At 70.0% G+C, this 15,989-nt stretch carries 15 protein-coding genes and 10 tRNA genes; 8 read left to right on the forward strand and 17 right to left on the reverse strand.

Annotation, left to right across the window (positions count from 1 at the left end; all coding sequences use genetic code 11):
* Window positions 1-27 precede the first annotated feature (27 nt).
* From creD to ACO2TI_RS13550, 4 genes are all read left to right on the forward strand, one after another.
* Entirely contained in the window at window positions 28-1,482 is a 1,455-nt protein-coding gene (gene creD, locus ACO2TI_RS13535; protein ID WP_423284993.1) for a cell envelope integrity protein CreD, read from the forward strand.
* A gap of 67 nt (window positions 1,483-1,549) precedes the next feature.
* Window positions 1,550-2,128 carry a GbsR/MarR family transcriptional regulator gene (locus tag ACO2TI_RS13540; protein WP_423284994.1) on the forward strand — a complete coding sequence of 193 codons (579 nt, stop codon included), beginning with the start codon at window positions 1,550-1,552 and terminating at the stop codon, window positions 2,126-2,128.
* Between the two features lie 62 nt (window positions 2,129-2,190).
* Complete coding sequence (locus ACO2TI_RS13545) at window positions 2,191-2,682, forward strand: thiol-disulfide oxidoreductase DCC family protein (protein ID WP_423284996.1); 492 nt, start codon at window positions 2,191-2,193, stop codon at window positions 2,680-2,682.
* Window positions 2,679-4,049, forward strand: coding sequence for an SDR family oxidoreductase (locus tag ACO2TI_RS13550; protein ID WP_423284997.1), 1,371 nt, complete (start codon window positions 2,679-2,681; stop codon window positions 4,047-4,049). Before ACO2TI_RS13545 ends, ACO2TI_RS13550 begins: the two co-directional genes overlap by 4 nt.
* Here the strand turns inward: ACO2TI_RS13550 and ACO2TI_RS13555 are convergent.
* The 14 genes from ACO2TI_RS13555 to ACO2TI_RS13620 all read right to left on the reverse strand — a co-directional run bounded on the left by ACO2TI_RS13555 (window position 4,021) and on the right by ACO2TI_RS13620 (window position 9,384).
* Entirely contained in the window at window positions 4,021-5,238 is a 1,218-nt protein-coding gene (locus ACO2TI_RS13555; protein WP_423284999.1) for an RtcB family protein, read from the reverse strand. The two genes, ACO2TI_RS13550 and ACO2TI_RS13555, sit on opposite strands and share 29 nt — an antisense overlap.
* Before the next feature lie 18 nt (window positions 5,239-5,256).
* Window positions 5,257-5,997: a hypothetical protein gene (locus ACO2TI_RS13560; RefSeq protein ID WP_423285000.1), complete on the reverse strand. Its 741-nt coding sequence runs from the start codon at window positions 5,995-5,997 to the stop codon at window positions 5,257-5,259.
* A gap of 59 nt (window positions 5,998-6,056) precedes the next feature.
* Window positions 6,057-7,193 (reverse strand): slipin family protein, encoded by a 1,137-nt coding sequence (locus tag ACO2TI_RS13565; protein WP_423285002.1) that lies wholly within the window; start codon window positions 7,191-7,193, stop codon window positions 6,057-6,059.
* 254 nt (window positions 7,194-7,447) lie between these two features.
* Window positions 7,448-7,519, reverse strand: a tRNA-Glu gene (locus ACO2TI_RS13570).
* 207 nt (window positions 7,520-7,726) lie between these two features.
* Window positions 7,727-8,302 carry an HNH endonuclease gene (locus ACO2TI_RS13575; protein ID WP_423285004.1) on the reverse strand — a complete coding sequence of 192 codons (576 nt, stop codon included), beginning with the start codon at window positions 8,300-8,302 and terminating at the stop codon, window positions 7,727-7,729.
* 45 nt (window positions 8,303-8,347) lie between these two features.
* A tRNA-Gln gene (locus ACO2TI_RS13580) sits at window positions 8,348-8,423 on the reverse strand.
* Window positions 8,424-8,439: 16 nt separating this feature from the next.
* Window positions 8,440-8,524: transfer RNA gene (locus ACO2TI_RS13585), tRNA-Leu, on the reverse strand.
* Window positions 8,525-8,538: 14 nt separating this feature from the next.
* Window positions 8,539-8,614, reverse strand: a tRNA-His gene (locus ACO2TI_RS13590).
* Window positions 8,615-8,628: 14 nt separating this feature from the next.
* Window positions 8,629-8,704, reverse strand: a tRNA-Pro gene (locus ACO2TI_RS13595).
* A 7-nt stretch (window positions 8,705-8,711) separates the two neighbouring features.
* A tRNA-Arg gene (locus ACO2TI_RS13600) sits at window positions 8,712-8,790 on the reverse strand.
* Window positions 8,791-8,800: 10 nt separating this feature from the next.
* Window positions 8,801-8,876, reverse strand: a tRNA-Asp gene (locus ACO2TI_RS13605).
* Window positions 8,877-8,886: 10 nt separating this feature from the next.
* Window positions 8,887-8,961, reverse strand: a tRNA-Ala gene (locus ACO2TI_RS13610).
* A 108-nt stretch (window positions 8,962-9,069) separates the two neighbouring features.
* Window positions 9,070-9,145, reverse strand: a tRNA-Glu gene (locus tag ACO2TI_RS13615).
* Window positions 9,146-9,311: 166 nt separating this feature from the next.
* Window positions 9,312-9,384 (reverse strand) — tRNA-Gly (locus ACO2TI_RS13620).
* 499 nt (window positions 9,385-9,883) lie between these two features.
* Between ACO2TI_RS13620 and ACO2TI_RS13625 the strand changes: the two genes are divergently transcribed.
* Together ACO2TI_RS13625 and ACO2TI_RS13630 are read left to right on the forward strand one after the other, a co-directional pair.
* Window positions 9,884-10,267: a hypothetical protein gene (locus ACO2TI_RS13625; RefSeq protein ID WP_423285008.1), complete on the forward strand. Its 384-nt coding sequence runs from the start codon at window positions 9,884-9,886 to the stop codon at window positions 10,265-10,267.
* Between the two features lie 48 nt (window positions 10,268-10,315).
* Window positions 10,316-11,179, forward strand: coding sequence for a GNAT family N-acetyltransferase (locus ACO2TI_RS13630; protein ID WP_423285010.1), 864 nt, complete (start codon window positions 10,316-10,318; stop codon window positions 11,177-11,179).
* A 9-nt stretch (window positions 11,180-11,188) separates the two neighbouring features.
* On the opposite strand, the gene ACO2TI_RS13635 is transcribed toward ACO2TI_RS13630, so the two are convergent.
* Together ACO2TI_RS13635 and ACO2TI_RS13640 are read right to left on the reverse strand one after the other, a co-directional pair.
* Window positions 11,189-12,121: a sugar kinase gene (locus ACO2TI_RS13635; RefSeq protein ID WP_423285011.1), complete on the reverse strand. Its 933-nt coding sequence runs from the start codon at window positions 12,119-12,121 to the stop codon at window positions 11,189-11,191.
* Window positions 12,122-12,137: 16 nt separating this feature from the next.
* Window positions 12,138-13,178: an SPFH domain-containing protein gene (locus ACO2TI_RS13640; RefSeq protein ID WP_423285012.1), complete on the reverse strand. Its 1,041-nt coding sequence runs from the start codon at window positions 13,176-13,178 to the stop codon at window positions 12,138-12,140.
* Between the two features lie 129 nt (window positions 13,179-13,307).
* On the opposite strand from ACO2TI_RS13640, the gene ACO2TI_RS13645 reads away from it, so the two are divergent.
* Both ACO2TI_RS13645 and ACO2TI_RS13650 read left to right on the forward strand, forming a co-directional pair.
* Window positions 13,308-14,054: an NUDIX hydrolase gene (locus ACO2TI_RS13645; protein WP_423285014.1), complete on the forward strand. Its 747-nt coding sequence runs from the start codon at window positions 13,308-13,310 to the stop codon at window positions 14,052-14,054.
* Between the two features lie 8 nt (window positions 14,055-14,062).
* Window positions 14,063-15,391 carry an MFS transporter gene (locus ACO2TI_RS13650; protein ID WP_423285015.1) on the forward strand — a complete coding sequence of 443 codons (1,329 nt, stop codon included), beginning with the start codon at window positions 14,063-14,065 and terminating at the stop codon, window positions 15,389-15,391.
* On the opposite strand, the gene ACO2TI_RS13655 is transcribed toward ACO2TI_RS13650, so the two are convergent.
* Window positions 15,342-15,983, reverse strand: a complete 642-nt coding sequence (locus ACO2TI_RS13655) for a LysE family translocator (protein ID WP_423285017.1) — start codon at window positions 15,981-15,983, stop codon at window positions 15,342-15,344. The genes ACO2TI_RS13650 and ACO2TI_RS13655 overlap by 50 nt on opposite strands.
* Between the last annotated feature and the right edge of the window lie 6 nt (window positions 15,984-15,989).

Raw genomic sequence — 15,989 nt, forward strand, 5'->3', positions numbered from 1 at the left:
TCGAAACAACGCGAGGCGAGGTGTGCGATGCGGTTTCCCTTGTTGTCCAAGACCCTGGCGATCGGCGCCGTCGTGCTCCTGCTGTGCCTCGTGCTGGCGCGCATCGATTCGCTGGTGGCCGAGCGCAGCGCGCGGCAGGAGGAAGCGCGACGCAGCGTCGAGCAGTCGATGGCCGGCGCGCAGGTGCTGATGGGGCCGCTGCTGCTGCGCCACTGCACCGAGGAGTGGGAGTTCACGCAAGGCGAGGGCAGGGACCGCCGGGTCGTGGCCGACAAGCGCAGCTTCACGCTGACCAGCGCGCCGCAGACGCTGGCGGTCGACGGCGAGGCACGCGCCGATGCGCGCTATCGCGGGCTCTTCAAGGTCAACGGCTATGCCGGCCCGATCGAGCTGGAGGCGCGCTGGGCATCGCTGTCCGAGCTGCAGCCGCGCGCCGAACACGCCAACGGCCGGCTGCAGTGCGAGCCGGCGGTGGTGATGCTGTCGGTCAGCGACGTGCGCGGCCTGCGCTCGGCGCGCGTGCGCATCGACGGCGAAACGACGCCGGTGGAGCCCGGCACCGGCCACCCGGCCTATCCGCGCGGCCTGCACGCCGTGCTGTCCGAGGCGCGCCTCGAGCGCGCGAACGAGCCGCTGGCCGTGAAGCTGTCGATCGACCTGCTCGGCACGGTGCGGCTGTCGCTGGTGCCGGCGGCGGGCGAGACGCGCTGGTCGCTGCGCTCGGACTGGCCGCACCCCTCGTTCGGCGGCCGCTTCCTGCCGGCCACGCGCGAGGTGAGCGAAAGCGGCTTCGCGGCGCAGTGGTCGGTCAGCTCGCTGGCCAGCTCGGCGGCGAAGGACGTCCAGCACGGCGGCGTGTTCTGCAGCGCGCCCCCGAGCGACGAGTTGGGCTATGCCGCGGTCGCACGCGCGGCCACGGCCTCGACCCAGCCGGCCCAGCCTTGCCTCGACCTGCTCAGCGTCGACTTCATCGACCCGATCAACCCCTACGTGCTGACCGACCGCGCGACCAAGTACGCACTGCTGTTCATCGCGCTGACCTTCGCCGGCGTCGCGCTGGTCGAGGTGCTGGCGCGCCGGCGGGTGCATCCGGTGCAGTACGCGCTGGTCGGCATGGCGCTGGCGCTGTTTTACCTGCTGCTGCTGAGCCTGTCGGAGCACATGGGCTTCGGCGCGGCCTATGCGCTGGCGGCCAGCGCCTGCGTCGCGCTGCTGGGCTTCTATGCCTCTCACATGCTCGGCCGGCGTGCGGCCGGCGCAGCGTTCGGCCTCGGCGCTGCCGCGCTGTACGGCCTCCTGTGGGTGCTGCTGCGCATGGAGCAGACGGCACTGGTGATCGGCTCGGTGATGCTGTTCGCGGCGCTCGCGGCGGTAATGGTGCTGACGCGGCGCATCGACTGGTACGCGCTGGTCGACAGTTGGCGCGCCGACCCAGCCGGCGCGGCGAAGACCCGCACTGCGGCGCAGCCGCCACAAGCCTGAGCCCGGTGGGCGGGGGGCGGTTGATTTCTGTCTTGACAGAAATTGGAGGCGAGATCATGCTGAACTCATGGACCTCTCACCGACCCTCTCCCGCTTCGTCCTGCACTGGGGCGAGATGGGCACCCGCTGGGGCGTCAATCGCACCGTGGCGCAGATCCATGCGCTGCTCTACATCAGCGGCCGTCCGATGCACGCCGAGGAGATCGCCGACACGCTGGGCGTCGCGCGTTCCAACGTCAGCAACAGCATTCGCGAGCTGCAGAGCTGGAGCCTGGTGCGGCTGGTGCACATCCCGGGCGACCGGCGCGACCACTTCGAGACTTCGAAGCAGGTCTGGGAGTTAATGCGCACTATCGTTCGGGAGCGCCAACGCCGGGAGATACTGCCCACGATCGAGGTGCTGCGCGAGGTCTTGTCCGACCCGGCGATCAGCCGCGATCCGGCCGAAGCCAAGCTGCGCATGCAAGAGACGCTGGAGCTGCTCGAGACGCTGACGGCCTGGAGCGACGAGATGCTCAAGCTCGACACGGAAACCCTGACCAAGGTGCTCCGTCTGGGCGCCAAGATCAAGAAGCTGCTCGGCCGCGGCGAGGCGACTGTCAGCGACGGCGCCTCGGTCACCGCCGCCCACCTGCTGGGGCCCTGATCCGCGAGCGGCCTCTTTTTTTGACTACCCGTTTCTCTCTAGACAGAAATAAAGGAAGCCAAATGGACGCCCGCGACGACGCGCTGACCCTGCTCTACGACGCGGCCTGTCCGGTCTGTTCGCTCGAGATGGACCACCTGCGCGAGCGCGACGCGGCCGGGCGGCTGCGCTTCGTCGACATCGCCGCGCCGGGCTTCGACGCCGCGGCCTGGGGCACGACGCGCGAAGCGCTGGACGCCGAGATCCACGGCTTTCGCGCCGACGGCAGCGTCGTGCGCGGCCTCGAGGCGCTGCGCCTGGCCTATGCCGCGGTCGGCCTGGGCCGGGTGCTGCGGCCCACCGGCTTCGGCCCGCTGAGGCCGATGGCCGACCTGGCCTACCGCGCCTTCGCACGGCATCGGCGCGCGATCTCGCGCACCGCAGCGCCGCTGATCGACGCGTTGCGTGCGCGTCGGGCGCGCCGCGTGGCCGAGCGCATGTCGCGCTGCCGCGCCGGTGCGTGCGGCCTCGGCGGCGACGCAGCACGCTGCAACGGGAAGGGAGAAACATCGTGAAAGTCCTCGTCTGCGGCTCCACCGGCTGCGTCGGCCAGGCCGTCGTGCGCGCGCTGCGCTCGCGCGGCCACGAGGTCGTCGAGGGTGCGCGCAGCGCGCGTGACGGCGACCGCTCGATGCAGGTCGACTTCATGCGCGAGCGCACGCCCGAGGCGTGGGCGGCGCGGCTGTCGGCGCGCGGCGTCGACGCGGTCGTCAACTGCGTCGGCATCCTGATGGCCTCGCGCACGCAGAGCTTCGAACGCGTGCACGCCGCCGGCCCGATCGAGCTGTTTCGCGGCGCGGCCCGGGCCGGCGTGCGCCGCGTCGTGCAGATCTCGGCGCTCGGCGTCGGCGACGACGCCGACAGCCTCGCGATGCCCTACCTGCGCAGCAAGCTGCTGGCCGACGAATCGCTCGCCGCGCTGCCGCTGGACTGGACCGTGCTGCGACCCGCGCTGGTCTACGGTCCGCGAAGCCAAAGCGCGGCGCTGTTCGCCACGCTCGCGAGCCTGCCGGTCATCAGCCTGCCCGGCGGCGGCACGCAGCGGCTGCAGCCGATCCACGTCTTCGAGCTGGCCGAAGCCGTCGCGCGCCGTATCGAGGACGACACGCCGCATCGCGAGGTGCTGGAGCTCGGCGGCGCCGACGTGCTGAGCTACCGCGAGATGCTCGCGCGCTATCGCGACGCGCTCGGACTCGGCGAGGCACTGTGGTTGCCGCTGCCGATGCTGCTGATGAAGCTGGCCGGCTGGCTGGCCGAAGCGCTGCCGCAGAAGGTGTTCTGCCGCGACACGATGCGCCTGCTCGAGCGCGGCAGCGTGCCGGCGCGCAACGCGGCCGCGGCCTTGCTGGGCCGCGCGCCGACCGCGTTCGCGCAAGGCCTCGCGATCACGCGGCCCGAGGCGATGCTCAACCTGCGCGTCGAGCTCAGCCCACCCGTGGCGGCGCTGATGCGCGCCTCGCTGGCCTTCATGTGGCTCTACACCGCCCTCGTCAGCGCGCTGCTGCGCGACGCCTCGGGCGTGATGGCGCTGCTGGCGCGCTGCGGCTTCGAAGGCGATGCCGGCATCGCGGCCCTGGTCTTTTCCTGCACGCTCAATACGGCGCTGGGCCTGATGGTGCTGATGCGGCCCTCGGCACGGGTCTATGCGCTGCAAAGCGCGGCCATCGTCGGCTACACCGTCACGGCGGCCGTGCGCATGCCCGAGCTGACGATCGACCACTGCGGTCCGCTGGTGAAGAACCTGCCGATGCTCGCGGCGGTGCTGACGCTGTGGCTCGCACACCGCGCCCCAAAAGAACAGGGGCGTCCATTTCGCGATGAACGCCCCATCATGAAAGGCCTCGCAGTGAGGCTCAACCCTTCACGCACACCACCTGCTTGAGCGTGTGCGCCACTTCCACCAGGTCGCGCTGCGCGGCCATCACGGCGTCGATGTCCTTGTAGGCCGCGGGCGTCTCGTCGATGACGTCCTTGTCCTTGCGGCACTCGACGCCTTCGGTCGCGGCGCGGTGGTCGGCCAGCGTGAAGCGACGCTTGGCTTCGCCGCGGCTCATCGTGCGGCCGGCGCCGTGCGAGCACGACTCGAACGACTGCGCGTTGCCCTTGCCGCGCACGATGTAGCTGCGCGCGCCCATGCTGCCGGGAATGATCCCCAGCTCGCCGGCCTTGGCGCTCACCGCGCCCTTGCGGGTCACGTAGACCTCCTCGCCGAAGTGGCGTTCCTTCTGCACGTAGTTGTGGTGGCAGTTCACCGCCTCGACGTGGCTCTGGAAGCTCTTGTGGATCACCGTCTTGGCGGCCTCGATCACGCGCTTCATCATCACCTCGCGGTTGATGCGCGCGAACTGCTGGGCCCAGCCGACCGCGCGCACGTAGTCGCCGAAGTAGCGGCTGCCTTCCTCGAAGTAGGCGAGGTCGCGGTCGGGCAGGTTGGCCTGATGGCGCATCGCGTCCTGCTTGGCCAACTCGATGAACATCGTGCCGATGGCGTTGCCGACGCCGCGCGAGCCCGAGTGCAGCATGAACCAGACGAAGCCGGCTTCGTCGAGGCAGACCTCGATGAAGTGATTGCCCGTGCCCAGCGTGCCGAGGTGCTGGATGTGGTTGGTCTTGGCCAGCTTGGGGTAGTCGCGGCACAGCTCGGTGAACCCGGGCTCGAGCTGCGCCCAGGCCGTGTTCACCGAGCCGGGCGGCTTCTGCCACGCGCCCGGATCGCGCGGGCCCGGTGAGCGCCCGTGCGGCACCGCGCGCTCGATCGCCGCGCGCAGCGGGCCGAGGTTGTCGGGCAGGTCCTCGGCCGTCAGCGTGGTCTTGCAGGCGATCATCCCGCAGCCGATGTCCACGCCCACGGCCGCCGGGATGATGGCCTTGAGCGTGGGAATCACCGAGCCGACGGTCGCGCCGATGCCGAAGTGGACGTCGGGCATCGCGGCGATGTGCTTGAAGACGATGGGCAGGCGCGCCGCGTTGATCAACTGGCGCTTGGCCGCGTCTTCGACCGGCACGCCCTGCGTCCACATCTTCAGCGGCACGCCGCCGGGGACGTCTTCGTGGATGTAGTTGGTTCCCATGTCGGTTCCTTCATGGCGTCACTGCACGCATCCTCGTCGCGCAGCGTCCGCATAGTCCTTGAGTTCCTGATCGGCCTTGTCGATCGAGCGGATGAACGCCTCGACGATGCGATCGATGATGTCTTGTCGCTCGAGATGGCGACCGCAATGGCCGATGCCGTGCAGCGCCGCCACTTGGACCTCGCGGCAGGGCACGTCCAGCATCTCGCGCAGCACCTGCCAGACGGCGTCGCGCCAGCGGGGCTCGTGCCGCACGTTCCAGAACGTGGGCCACACGTCGAACCACATGTAGCAGACGTAGGCCAGCCGGCCCGTCGTGGTGCCGATCGGCACCCGCAGCGACGCCAGCCTCGGCCCGATGCACTGTCGCCAGAGCATCGGCATGGCCCGCATCATGCGCATGGCTTCGTCAAGCGCAACGCTTGCATCGATGGCCGCGAACGGCACGTTGCTGACGGCGTTGCTCATCACGTAATTGAGCCCCATGCCGACCTGTTCGTCGCCGAAGGGCGCGAGATCGATCCCGGCCCGGGCGAAGAGAACGGTCTGGATCCGCGTCCACTCCAAAGGTGTCGCTTCGAAGTCGGGCTCGTCGATGTTCCAGTACCACTCCTGATCATGGGTTTGTGGCACCGGTCGATCGAATAGATAGCGCAGCGCCGCTTCGTAGCGTTGCGGCGCGAGGCCCACGCCTTGCGGGCTCCAGTCCGGCGCTTGTGCGACGCGGCGGCGCTGTGCGCGCGTCTGTCGGCTGTTCATCATGTTCTTCCTTCCGAGAAGGGCCCCGCCGGTAGCAAGCCGGCGGGGCAGGCCACGCGTCAGCGTAGCTTCACGAGCCCGTTGAGCACCTGGTCCAGGCCGCCGAACACCGAGATCTTGTCGATGCGTTCGGCCACCCGTTCCAGCGTCTCCAGCTCCTTCAGACGCAAGGCGGTGGGGTTGTCTTCCATCACCTTGGCCGTGTTGAGCAGCGAGCGCGTCGCGGCGGTTTCTTCGCGACGACGGATCACGTTGGCCTCGGCCGCCTTGCCGGCCTCGACCACCTGGGCGAGGATGGTCTTCATCTCGCCCGGCAGCACGATGTCCTTCAGGCCGGCGCTGTCGAGCGCGAGGCCGTAGGCCTCGAGCTTGGCGCGCACATGAGCGGTCACGACCTCGTCAATCACCGTCTTGTTCTCCAGCAGCTCGTCGAGCGTGCGGGTGCCCACCGCGGCGCGCAGCGCGAACTGCAGCTCGCGGTACAGGTGTTCGGCGGGCTTGTTCAGCGCCGTAAAGGCCGCGAGCACGTCGGTGTAGCGGAAAGTGGCCGACAGGTTCAGGCGCAGCCCGACCTTGTCGCGGGTCAGGATCTCCTGGCCCGTCACCTCCACCGCCTGCAGTCGCAGGTCGACCAGCTCGACCGACACGTTGCGGTTGAACTTCCAGAACGCGTACGAGCCCGACGCGAGCACGCGCTCGGCCTTGCCGTCGACCGACAGCACGCCGGCGCCGGATTGCGGCACCTGCACCTGCAGCACGCCGGCCAGGCCCGTCACCGCGCGCGGGCGCAGCTGGGTCTGGATCAGTCGCGCGACCACGGGCGCCGGCACCTCGGCGGTCTCGGCGATGTCGATCACCTCGACGGCCACGTCGACCAGGCCCTTCCAGTACAGGCGCCGCGCGCCCGGCGGCAGCAGCTCGACCAGCACGCCGTTCTCGCTGCGCAGGCCAACCTGGGTCTCGCCGAGCTCGACGCGCACGAACTCGGCCTCGACCACCTCGGGCTCCTTGGCCAGCAGGTAATCGGCGAGGCCGTGCGCGAAGGCCGGCTGTTCGAGCGCAAAGGTCTCGACACGCAGCGCGTCGAAGCCGTCGAACAGCCAGTGCGTGCCGGGCTGCAGCACGCGTTCGAAATCGCCGTTGCGCAGCAGCAGGCCGCGCTCGTTCTTCTTGACGGTGACACGCTTGAGCTTCATGGGAGTTCTCCTTCTTTGAAAGCGTGTGGTTGGAATGGGTGCCGTTACAGCCGCGGCCGCGGACGACGAGTGCCTGGGCCCCGCAGCCACGCTGCGCCTCGGCGGGGTCCGCGTCGGATGCCGCCTCGGCTGGTCGTGGACGAGAAGCCCCGCGTGCTCGGCGCACGGGCGGCCGCCGCTGATGGGCCGGGGCGTTGCGCCTGGCGGCGCGCGGCCTTCGGCCCACGTTCGGCGGGTGGTCTTGCGACCGTTCTTGGGTTGGAGCGGGATTCGAACCCGCGACAGACGAATTGAGGATTCGTTGCTCTTCCGCTGAGCTAACCAACGTTGGCAGTGATGCCGGGAGTCGAACCCGGACCCTTGCGGGATCCCTCTTCATCACTCGGGTGTGCATCGCTTCCGGCAGGGCGGCATGGACGGCGGCGACGCGCCTTGTTCACGAGACGCGGCCGCCGCCCACCGGCGGGGTTCACGAACCCCTGGGCCTGTGAGCCTTTGCCTTCGACGACGAACGCTTGTGCGCCGGGCTTCGATCACCCCAGGCGCGATCCTTTCGGCAGGCGCGCGGCCAGCCACTCGTGCACGTCGGCGCGGATGTGCCGGCCTTCGAGCAGAAAGGCCTCGAAGCGGCTCGGCACGTACGGCAGGTACAGCAGCGGCATGCCCGCTTCCTCCGGCGTGCGGTCGGCCTTGCGGCCGTTGCACGCGCGGCAGGCCGTGACGAGGTTCATCCAGGCCCAGCCGCCGCCGCGCGACTGCGGAACGATGTGCTCGCAGGTCAGCGCGCGATCGTCGAAGCGCTGGCCGCAGTACGCGCAGGTGTGGCGGTCGCGGCGAAACAGCTTGGCGCGACCGAACGCCGGCGCGGCATCGAACAGGTTGATGCGCGGCGCGCCACGCAGCGCGACGATCGGATGCACGTCGATCAGCGACTGGCGGCCGCGCGCGACATTGAAGCCGCCGCGCAGCGTGGCCAGCGGACCGTCGCCGTCGACCCACGCCACCGCGCCCGTGGCCACGTGAACGGCCGCCTGCTCGAGCGAGATCCACGCGTGCGGCGTGCCCTGGATGTCGAGTTGCAGCACGTGGCTGTGGTGTCGTTGGTGCATCGGTGGCCTCCTTTCACGGGCCGTTGTGTGCGTGTTTGATGAACGTGGCTGCGGCGGCTGGATTCGAACCAGCGTGCACCGGGTCAAAGCCGGTTGTCTGAGGCCCCTCGACGACGCCGCATCGAATGTGGATGGATTGGTCCCCTCGGTCCGAGTCGAACGGACATGCCTTGCGGCGCCGGCTTCTGAGACCGGTGCGTCTTCCTGTTTCGCCACGAGGGGTTGTGATGCGCGCTTGGGGGTGGCCGGCCGGAATCGAACCGACATCGGCGGGGTCACGGCCCGCAGCCCTGCCATTGAGCGACGGTCACCCCCAAGCGCGTGGGTGGTCTCGGCGGCAGGGCTCGAACCTGCGACCTCATGCTCCCGAAGCACGTGCGCTGCCAGCTGCGCTACGCCGAGATGGGGGTGGTACCCCGTGCACGACTCGAACGTGCGACCTCCGGCTTCGTAGACCGGCGCTCTTCAATCCGCTGAGCTAACGAGGTCGGGAACGACTGGCGCCTCGTGCGGGAATCGAACCCGCGGCTTCCGGCTAGACAGGCCGGCACTCTGGCCGCTGAGTTAACGAGGCACGATGAAACTGGTGGAGGCGACAGGCATCGAACCTGCGACCCGCTGCTTGCAAAGCAGCCGCTCTACCGCTGAGCTACACCCCCAGGGAAATGAATGCCATCCGGTGACGGATTCCGGCGCCGCCCAATCGTTGCGGCCGGTTTCCACCCTCGAAGCGCGAGCTCGACGAGGGCTTCTGGTTGTTGAGTGATTGGCATCGCGTGCGGGAATCGAACCCGCGTTCCCGGAATGAAAGCCCGGTGTCCTCGGCCACTAGACGAACGCGACGTGGTCATGCCTTGATTGCTCGAGGCTCACTTCGGCTGTGCCCGCCGCGCGAGCATCCCGTCGGATGAGGTGTCTCGCTGCACGTGGCCCGGGCCCGGGCCGCGCACATCCCGCTCGCCCACACCAGGTTCGCGCGGCTGCGGAGTGCGAGGACACACCCGAAGTGAGCGGATGACGAGGTTCGAACTCGTGGCCTCGACCATGGCGTGGTCGCGCTCTGCCAGCTGAGCTACATCCGCATTTTTTGCAAGCTCGCGCGCCGGCCAGTACCGGCGGCTGCTTGCGGCAAGTTGTGAAAGAGCAGGGCCACCGTTGCCGGTGGGGCCGTCCCAGGGAGAAGGCCTGTGCGCGGCCGCCGGCCGCGCATCGGGTGAAGTAGGTCGTTTCGAGGGCATAAAGCGAAGAGGCCCGGTTCCTCTCGGAATCCGGGCCTCTGCGTACAGAGCGTGGAGGGCGCGCGCCTAGGCGCCGTCCTCTCCCGGAGACAAGGGATCCTCGCTGCCGCCATTGCGGCCCATTGCCTGCGCGAGGTGCGCGCACGCCTGGCCACCAAAGGCGGCTGCGGCGTGAAGGGCATTGGGTCGATAAAGCACGATGGATCTCTGTGAATGGAATCGGTTGAATTCGAGCGAGGCTCTTTCGAGCGACAGGCGGAACTGTAAAGAGTCTTTACTGCGTCGTCAAGCGGCGGCGACAATCGCATTCGCTTCGTTGCAACGGATCCGCGCTTTCTCTCCAGTGAGCAACATCACCGTCATTCGCCGACAGAACGCGCTCGCGCTGTTCCAGGCCTGGGCCGAGGCCGCGGTCGCTGCCGGGGCCGCGCCCAAGGGACTCGAGCAGGCCTTTGCCCGCGAGCTCGAGATCTCGCCCTCGATGTGGAGCCAGATCAAGTCCTCGCGGCCGATCGGCGACAAGCTCGCGCGGCAGATCGAGCAGCACTGCGCCAAGCCCGTCGGCTGGCTCGACGAGGAGCGCGAGTCGGCCGGCCTCACCGCGGCGGAGCAGCAGTTCCTCGCGCTGGCGTTGAATGCCTGGCGCGCGACCAACAGCGCCGGTCGACGCGAACTGCGCGCTTGGCTCTCGGGCCGCGTGGCCAAGACGGACCCGCATTCGACCTAGGGACGGCCGCGCCTCGCGCCTTGCCTTGAACGCTGCACACTGAACGCCATGAACCACCCCGTGCACGTGCGAACGATGCGCCGCGACGAGATCGCCTGGGCCATAGACCAGGCCGCGCGCGAGGGCTGGAACCCGGGCCTTCATGACGCCGCCTGCTTCGCCGCCGCCGACCCGCAGGGCTTTTTGGTCGCCGAGGTCGACGCCCGGCCCGTAGGCTGCGTGAGCGCGGTGTCGTACGCCGGCGGCTTCGGCTTCGTCGGCCTGTACATCGTCTTGCCCCAATGGCGCGGCCAGGGCATCGGCTGGCGCTTGTGGACCGAGGGCATGCGCCGGCTCGAGGGCCGCGTGGTCGGCCTCGACGGCGTGCCGGCGCAGCAGGACAACTACCGCAAGTCGGGCTTCCGGCTCGCCTGGCAGAACATGCGCTTCGCTGGCACGGCACGGGCCGCGTCGGGCGATGCCGGCGATCCATCGCAAAGGCTCGTGCCGCTGGCCGCGATCGACTTCGCGATGCTTTGCGCCGACGACCGTCGCGTCTTTCCCGCGCCGCGCGAGGACTTCCTGCGCGCATGGATCGGCATGCCCGATGCCGCCGGCCTGGCCTGCATCGATGCCGATGGCGGCCTCGCGGGCTGGGGCGTCATCCGCCGTTGCCGCGATGGCCACAAGATCGCCCCGCTGGTGGCCGGCAGGCGGGCCGTGGCCGAGCGCCTGTTCGAGGCGCTGTGTGCCTGCGTGCCCGAAGGCGACGCGATCTTCCTCGACGTGCCGCTGCCCAACGCCGACGCCGTGGCGCTGGCCGAATCGCGCGGACTGCGCGGCGTGTTCGAGACCGCGCGCATGTATACGGCGCCGCCGCCGCCGATCGAGCTGGGGCGGGTGTACGGCGTGACCAGCTTCGAGCTGGGGTGACGCCGGCCGCTATGACACCAGCCGGCCGCGTCGATCGGCCACGCCGATGTGCGCGCGCATGCCGGCGTTGAACGCGAGATAGTCGGCCTCGATGCCGTCGCTGAAGATCACGCCGCCTTCGGCCATCAGCGAGGTCAGCTCGAGCCGCGCGTCGCGCGTCACGTAGCCCCAGGCCGGAAGGACCTGCGTCGTGCGGCTCGGGAAGGGCTCGCGCACCGCGAACAGCAGGCGCTCGGTGTCCCAGGGCATCGGCCGTTCCTCGATGTGCGGCTCGGCGCCTTCGAGCCCGTGCGCGATCGCCTGAGCGCCAGCCAGCACCGAGCGCATCCAGCCGGTGGAGCCCAGGCCGGTCGAGACGATGATGCCGCTCGACGACTGCACCGCATGCCGCGGACCGTGCTGCAGCTCGTAGCGCGCCGAGGTGTGGCTGCGCGGGCCGATGAAGAGGTCGTTGACGGCGTGGAGCTGCTGCCCGTCCTGCAGCCGCGCGACCGCCATCGTCACCGTCTTGCAGGGCCGCTTGTCGGCCAACGCCTCGGGCAGCAGCTTGACGATGTCGGCCACGCCGAACGGCAGCAGCACGCCGTCGTAGCGGCCCGGGTCCGGGTTCACGCCGATCAGCGGCTGGCCGTCGAGGTACTTCAGCGTGTTGGCGACCAGGCCGTCCTGGCCCAGCGCCATCACGACGTCGTCGGGCCCGAACAGGAAGTTGGGCAAGAGCGCGCGATCGACCACCTGATAGCGCCCGTGCAGCTCGAGCCGCTCACGCACCGCGGCGAGTGCGGCGCGGTAACCGCGGTGCTCGCGCTCGTAGTCGGCGAAATCGGCGCCGAGGTGTTCGACGTAGAAGCGCGCCTGCTCCAGCGTGGCGAAGCGAACCAGCAGCTCTTCCAGTCGCGTGTGCCGCGTCACCAGCACCACCTTGCGTTCGAGCGAGGCCATGGCAACCTCCGCGTCCTCAGGCCGCCCTGGCAGCGGCTCGCGCGCTGCCGGTGCCCATCAGCGAGCGCAGCAGGTCGGGCGAGATGTTGAGTTCGCCGATCTTGTCGGCGCGCTCGGCCAGGCCGCCGAAGGCCTGCGCGATCAGCTGGCCGGGCTCCATGCCCACCGACGCGAAGGCCTGGATCACCTTCGGGTCGGCCTTCTCGAGCGCTTGCATCAGCGCGCCGACGCGGTGCGCCTCGGCCTCGGCCAGCGCGCGCGTGTTCTCGGCCTGGCTGGCGACGAGCTGCTTGCGCTCGTCCTCGAGCGCAATGCTCGAACGCATGTCGGCCTGCGCAAGCCGGGCCTTCTTGTCCTGGATGCTGGCCTCGGTTTCCACCTCGGTCTCGCGGATCGTGCGCTTCTTGCGCTCGACGGCGATCTCGGTCTCCAGCTCGCTCTCGCGGATCTGGCGCTCGTTCTCCACCGCAGCGTTGCGGCGCAGGAAGATCGCCTCGTCGGCCGACTTGAGGATGGCCTCGCGCGCCTCGGCTTCGAGCGCGCGCGCGGTCTCCGGCGTGGGGCGCACCGCCTCGATCGCCAGGCCCAGCACCTCCAGGCCCAGCGCGGCGATTTCGGGGTGCACGGCGAGCGCGCGCAGCGCCTCGGCACCGAGCTCGTCGCCCGCCTGCAGCGCCTGGCGCAGCGCGCGGCGCTTCATGCCCTGCTGGATCAGCACGCGCAGCAGGCTCAGCACGCGTTGCGGGAGTTTTTCGGGGTCTTCGGACACGTGTCCCTTGCCGCCGGCGGCGAGCGAGAAGTCGAGCATGGCCGCGGTCTTGCGCGGCTCGCTGATGCGCCAGGTGAGCTGGCCTTGCACCGTCAGCGCCTGGAAGTCCGCCGTCATGTAGGGCTCGATGAAGTCGTCGCGGCGGCTGGCCACCGGCACCGCGACCAGCGTGCTGGTAGGCGAGAAGACGAACAGCGACAAGCCTGCGCCTTCACGCACCAGCTTTCCGCCGCGGAACTGCATCAGGTAGGTGGTCGGGGGCGTCTTGATGTATCGGAAGCCGAGCATGGCGTTTCTCCTTGGACTTGTGCCACATAGTGGCTTCAGCCCACTATGTAAGTTGGATAATAGAACTAAGATCGGCGGCGTCAAGGCCCGCGTTGCGCGGACCGCACCGAAACCGACCGAACGTGACCCATGCCACGCCGCGTTCCTGAACCCGCCGGCGCCGTGCGCGCACCGCGCATCGAGCGGCCCTTGTGCACTGTTGACGTCGTCGTCTTCACCGTGCGCGACGAGCAGCTGTGCGCGCTGCTCGTGCAGCGGCCCGACGCGCCGGACGAGCCGTTCCCGCGGCGCTGGGCGCTGCCCGGCGGCTTCGTCGATCCCAAGGCCGACGCATCGCTCGAGGCCTGCGCGCAGCGCAAGCTGGCCGAGAAGACCGGCGTCGTGCCGCCCTACCTGGAGCAGCTGGGCAGCTGGGGCGATGGCAGGCGCGATCCGCGCGGCTGGTCGGCCACGCACGTCTACTTCACGCTGATGCCGACGACCGACGTCGTACTGACGGCCGGCGGCAACGCGGGGGAGGCGAAGTGGCTGCCGGTCGATCCGCCGTCGCGCTGGCCGGCGCTGGCCTTCGACCACCGGCGCATCCTCGAAGCGGCGGTGGAGCGCCTGCGTTCCAAGGTCGAGTACACCTCGCTCGCGGCCTATCTGCTGCCCGACGAGTTCACGCTCACCGAGCTGCAGCGCCGCTTCGAGGTCGTGCTGGGCCGTGCGATCGAGAAGAGCGCATTCCGCACGCGGATGCTGTCGGTCGACTGGCTCGAGCCGCTCGCGGCGATGCGCACCGGCAACTTCCGCCCGGCCCAGCTGTACCGGCTGAAGGCGCCGGGCGAGCTGGTGTTCTTTCCGCGGACCTTCTATGCCAAGGACGGCCGCTGAGCCTCGAGATGAGCATCAAGGAAGTTCTCAAGACACCGTTCGCACCGCTGCTCGTCAGCAGCCTGTTCCTCGTGCTGGCCAACATGGTCGGCTACGTCGCCGTCTCGTGGTGGATCGCGCAGCAAGGCGGCGCGGCCGATCTCGCGCGCTACGGCGTCGTGATGTCGCTGGTGTCGCTGGTGGCCGTGCCGCTGCTGTCGCCGCTGGGCGACCGCGTTGCCAAGGGTCCGCTGATCACCGCGGCGCTCGGCTGCTTCGCGGTTGCGGCGATGCTGCTGGCGTGGTGGGTCGGCACGCGCGGCTACCGGCTCGATGTCGTGCTGGCGATTCAGGCGGTGCCGATGATCGCGATGGCGGTGGTGCAGCCGGCCACGACCGGCCTGGCGGCGGAACTGGTGCCGGCCTCGAGCCTGCAGCAGGCGCTGAACCGGCAGCAAGGCGCACAGTCGATCGGCCGGCTGGCCGGGCCCGCGCTGGGCGGCGCGGTGCTGGCCGCGGCGGGCACCGCGCCGGCGCTGTGGCTGCATGCAGCGCTGCTCGTCATGGCCACGGGGCTGGCGATGCGACTGCCGCGCATCGAGCGCGCCGACGCGGCGCGCCGCTCGAGCTGGTGGTCCGAACTGCGCGCCGGCCTGAAGGCCAACTGGGGCATTCCGCTCGAGCGCGGCTGGATGGCCGCCAACTTCGTGTCGTGGATCTTCATCTTCCCGGCGCTGACGATGCTGGTGCCGCTGAAGGTGCAGTCGCTGCAGCTGTCGGCCTGGTGGCTCGGGCTGTGCGAGGCGATGCTGTCGCTCGGCGTGCTGCTGGGCGCCTTGGGCGGCGCGAACTGGCTGATCGCGCGCTTCGGCCGCTTCAACACGCGCGTGGCCTCGGCCTCCGCGCAGGGCCTGGCGCTGGCGCTGGCCGGCGTCACCGACCACCCCATCGTGCTGGTGGCCTCGTTCGCGCTCGTCGGCATCGGCAGCTCGGCGATGACGCTGGTCGGGCTGACGCACCGAACGCTGGCGCGGCCGGCGGCCTATCGCACGCGCATGTCGGCCGGATCGATCGTCACGACGCAGGTGGCCGCGTCGCTCGGGCCCGCGCTGGCGGGCCTGGCCCTCAGCGTCTGGTCCGTCAAGTGGGTCTATCTCGCCTTCGGCGTGCTCGGCGCCGCGGCGGCGCTGTCGCTGGCCGCGGTACCGGGCTTTCGCGCCTTCATGGCGCTGAGCCACGAGGAGGTCGACGGCTGGTACGGCCGCGCGCACCCCGAGGCCTTCGGCGGGCGCGCCGGCGACGCAGCGCTCAGCGCGTCGGGCGCGTGCCCATCGCGGTCAGCACGCCCAGGCCAATGAAGGACGTGCCGGCCAGCCGGTTGCCCCACACCGCGTGCCGGCTCGCGCGAGCCAGGCGCGGCGCCAGCAGGCTGGCCGTCAGCACGTAGATCAGGTCGGTGCAGCAGGCGATCGCAACGAACACGCCGCCGAGCGCGAGGGTTTGCAGCAGCGGGCTGGCGTGCGCGTCCATGAACTGCGGCAGGAAGGCGGCGAAGAACAGCGTGGTCTTGGGGTTCAGCAGCGCGACGACGAAGCCGTCGCGAAACACGCGGTGCACCGGCTGGGCGGGCACGCGCGGCGCCGCGTCGCCCACCGCCGCGGCCGGCGTGCGCCACAGGCGGATGCCGAGGTAGACCAGGTAGGCCGCGCCGGCCCATTTGACGACGGTGAAGGCGGTCGACGAGACGGCGAACAGCGCCGCCAGGCCGATCGCCGCACCCACCGCATTGGCGAGGTTGCCGAGCGCGACGCCCAGCACCGACGCCAAGCCGCTGGCGCGGCCTTGCGCGAGCGTGCGGGCGATGATGTAGACCACCGCGGGTCCGGGCGTGAGCGCGAGCGTCAGGCTCGCGCCGATGAAGGCAAGCAGCAAGGGCGTGTCGGGCAGCATCGGGAC

This window comes from Caldimonas sp. KR1-144, assembly GCF_049446155.1.
Taxonomy (GTDB): domain Bacteria; phylum Pseudomonadota; class Gammaproteobacteria; order Burkholderiales; family Burkholderiaceae_C; genus Rivibacter.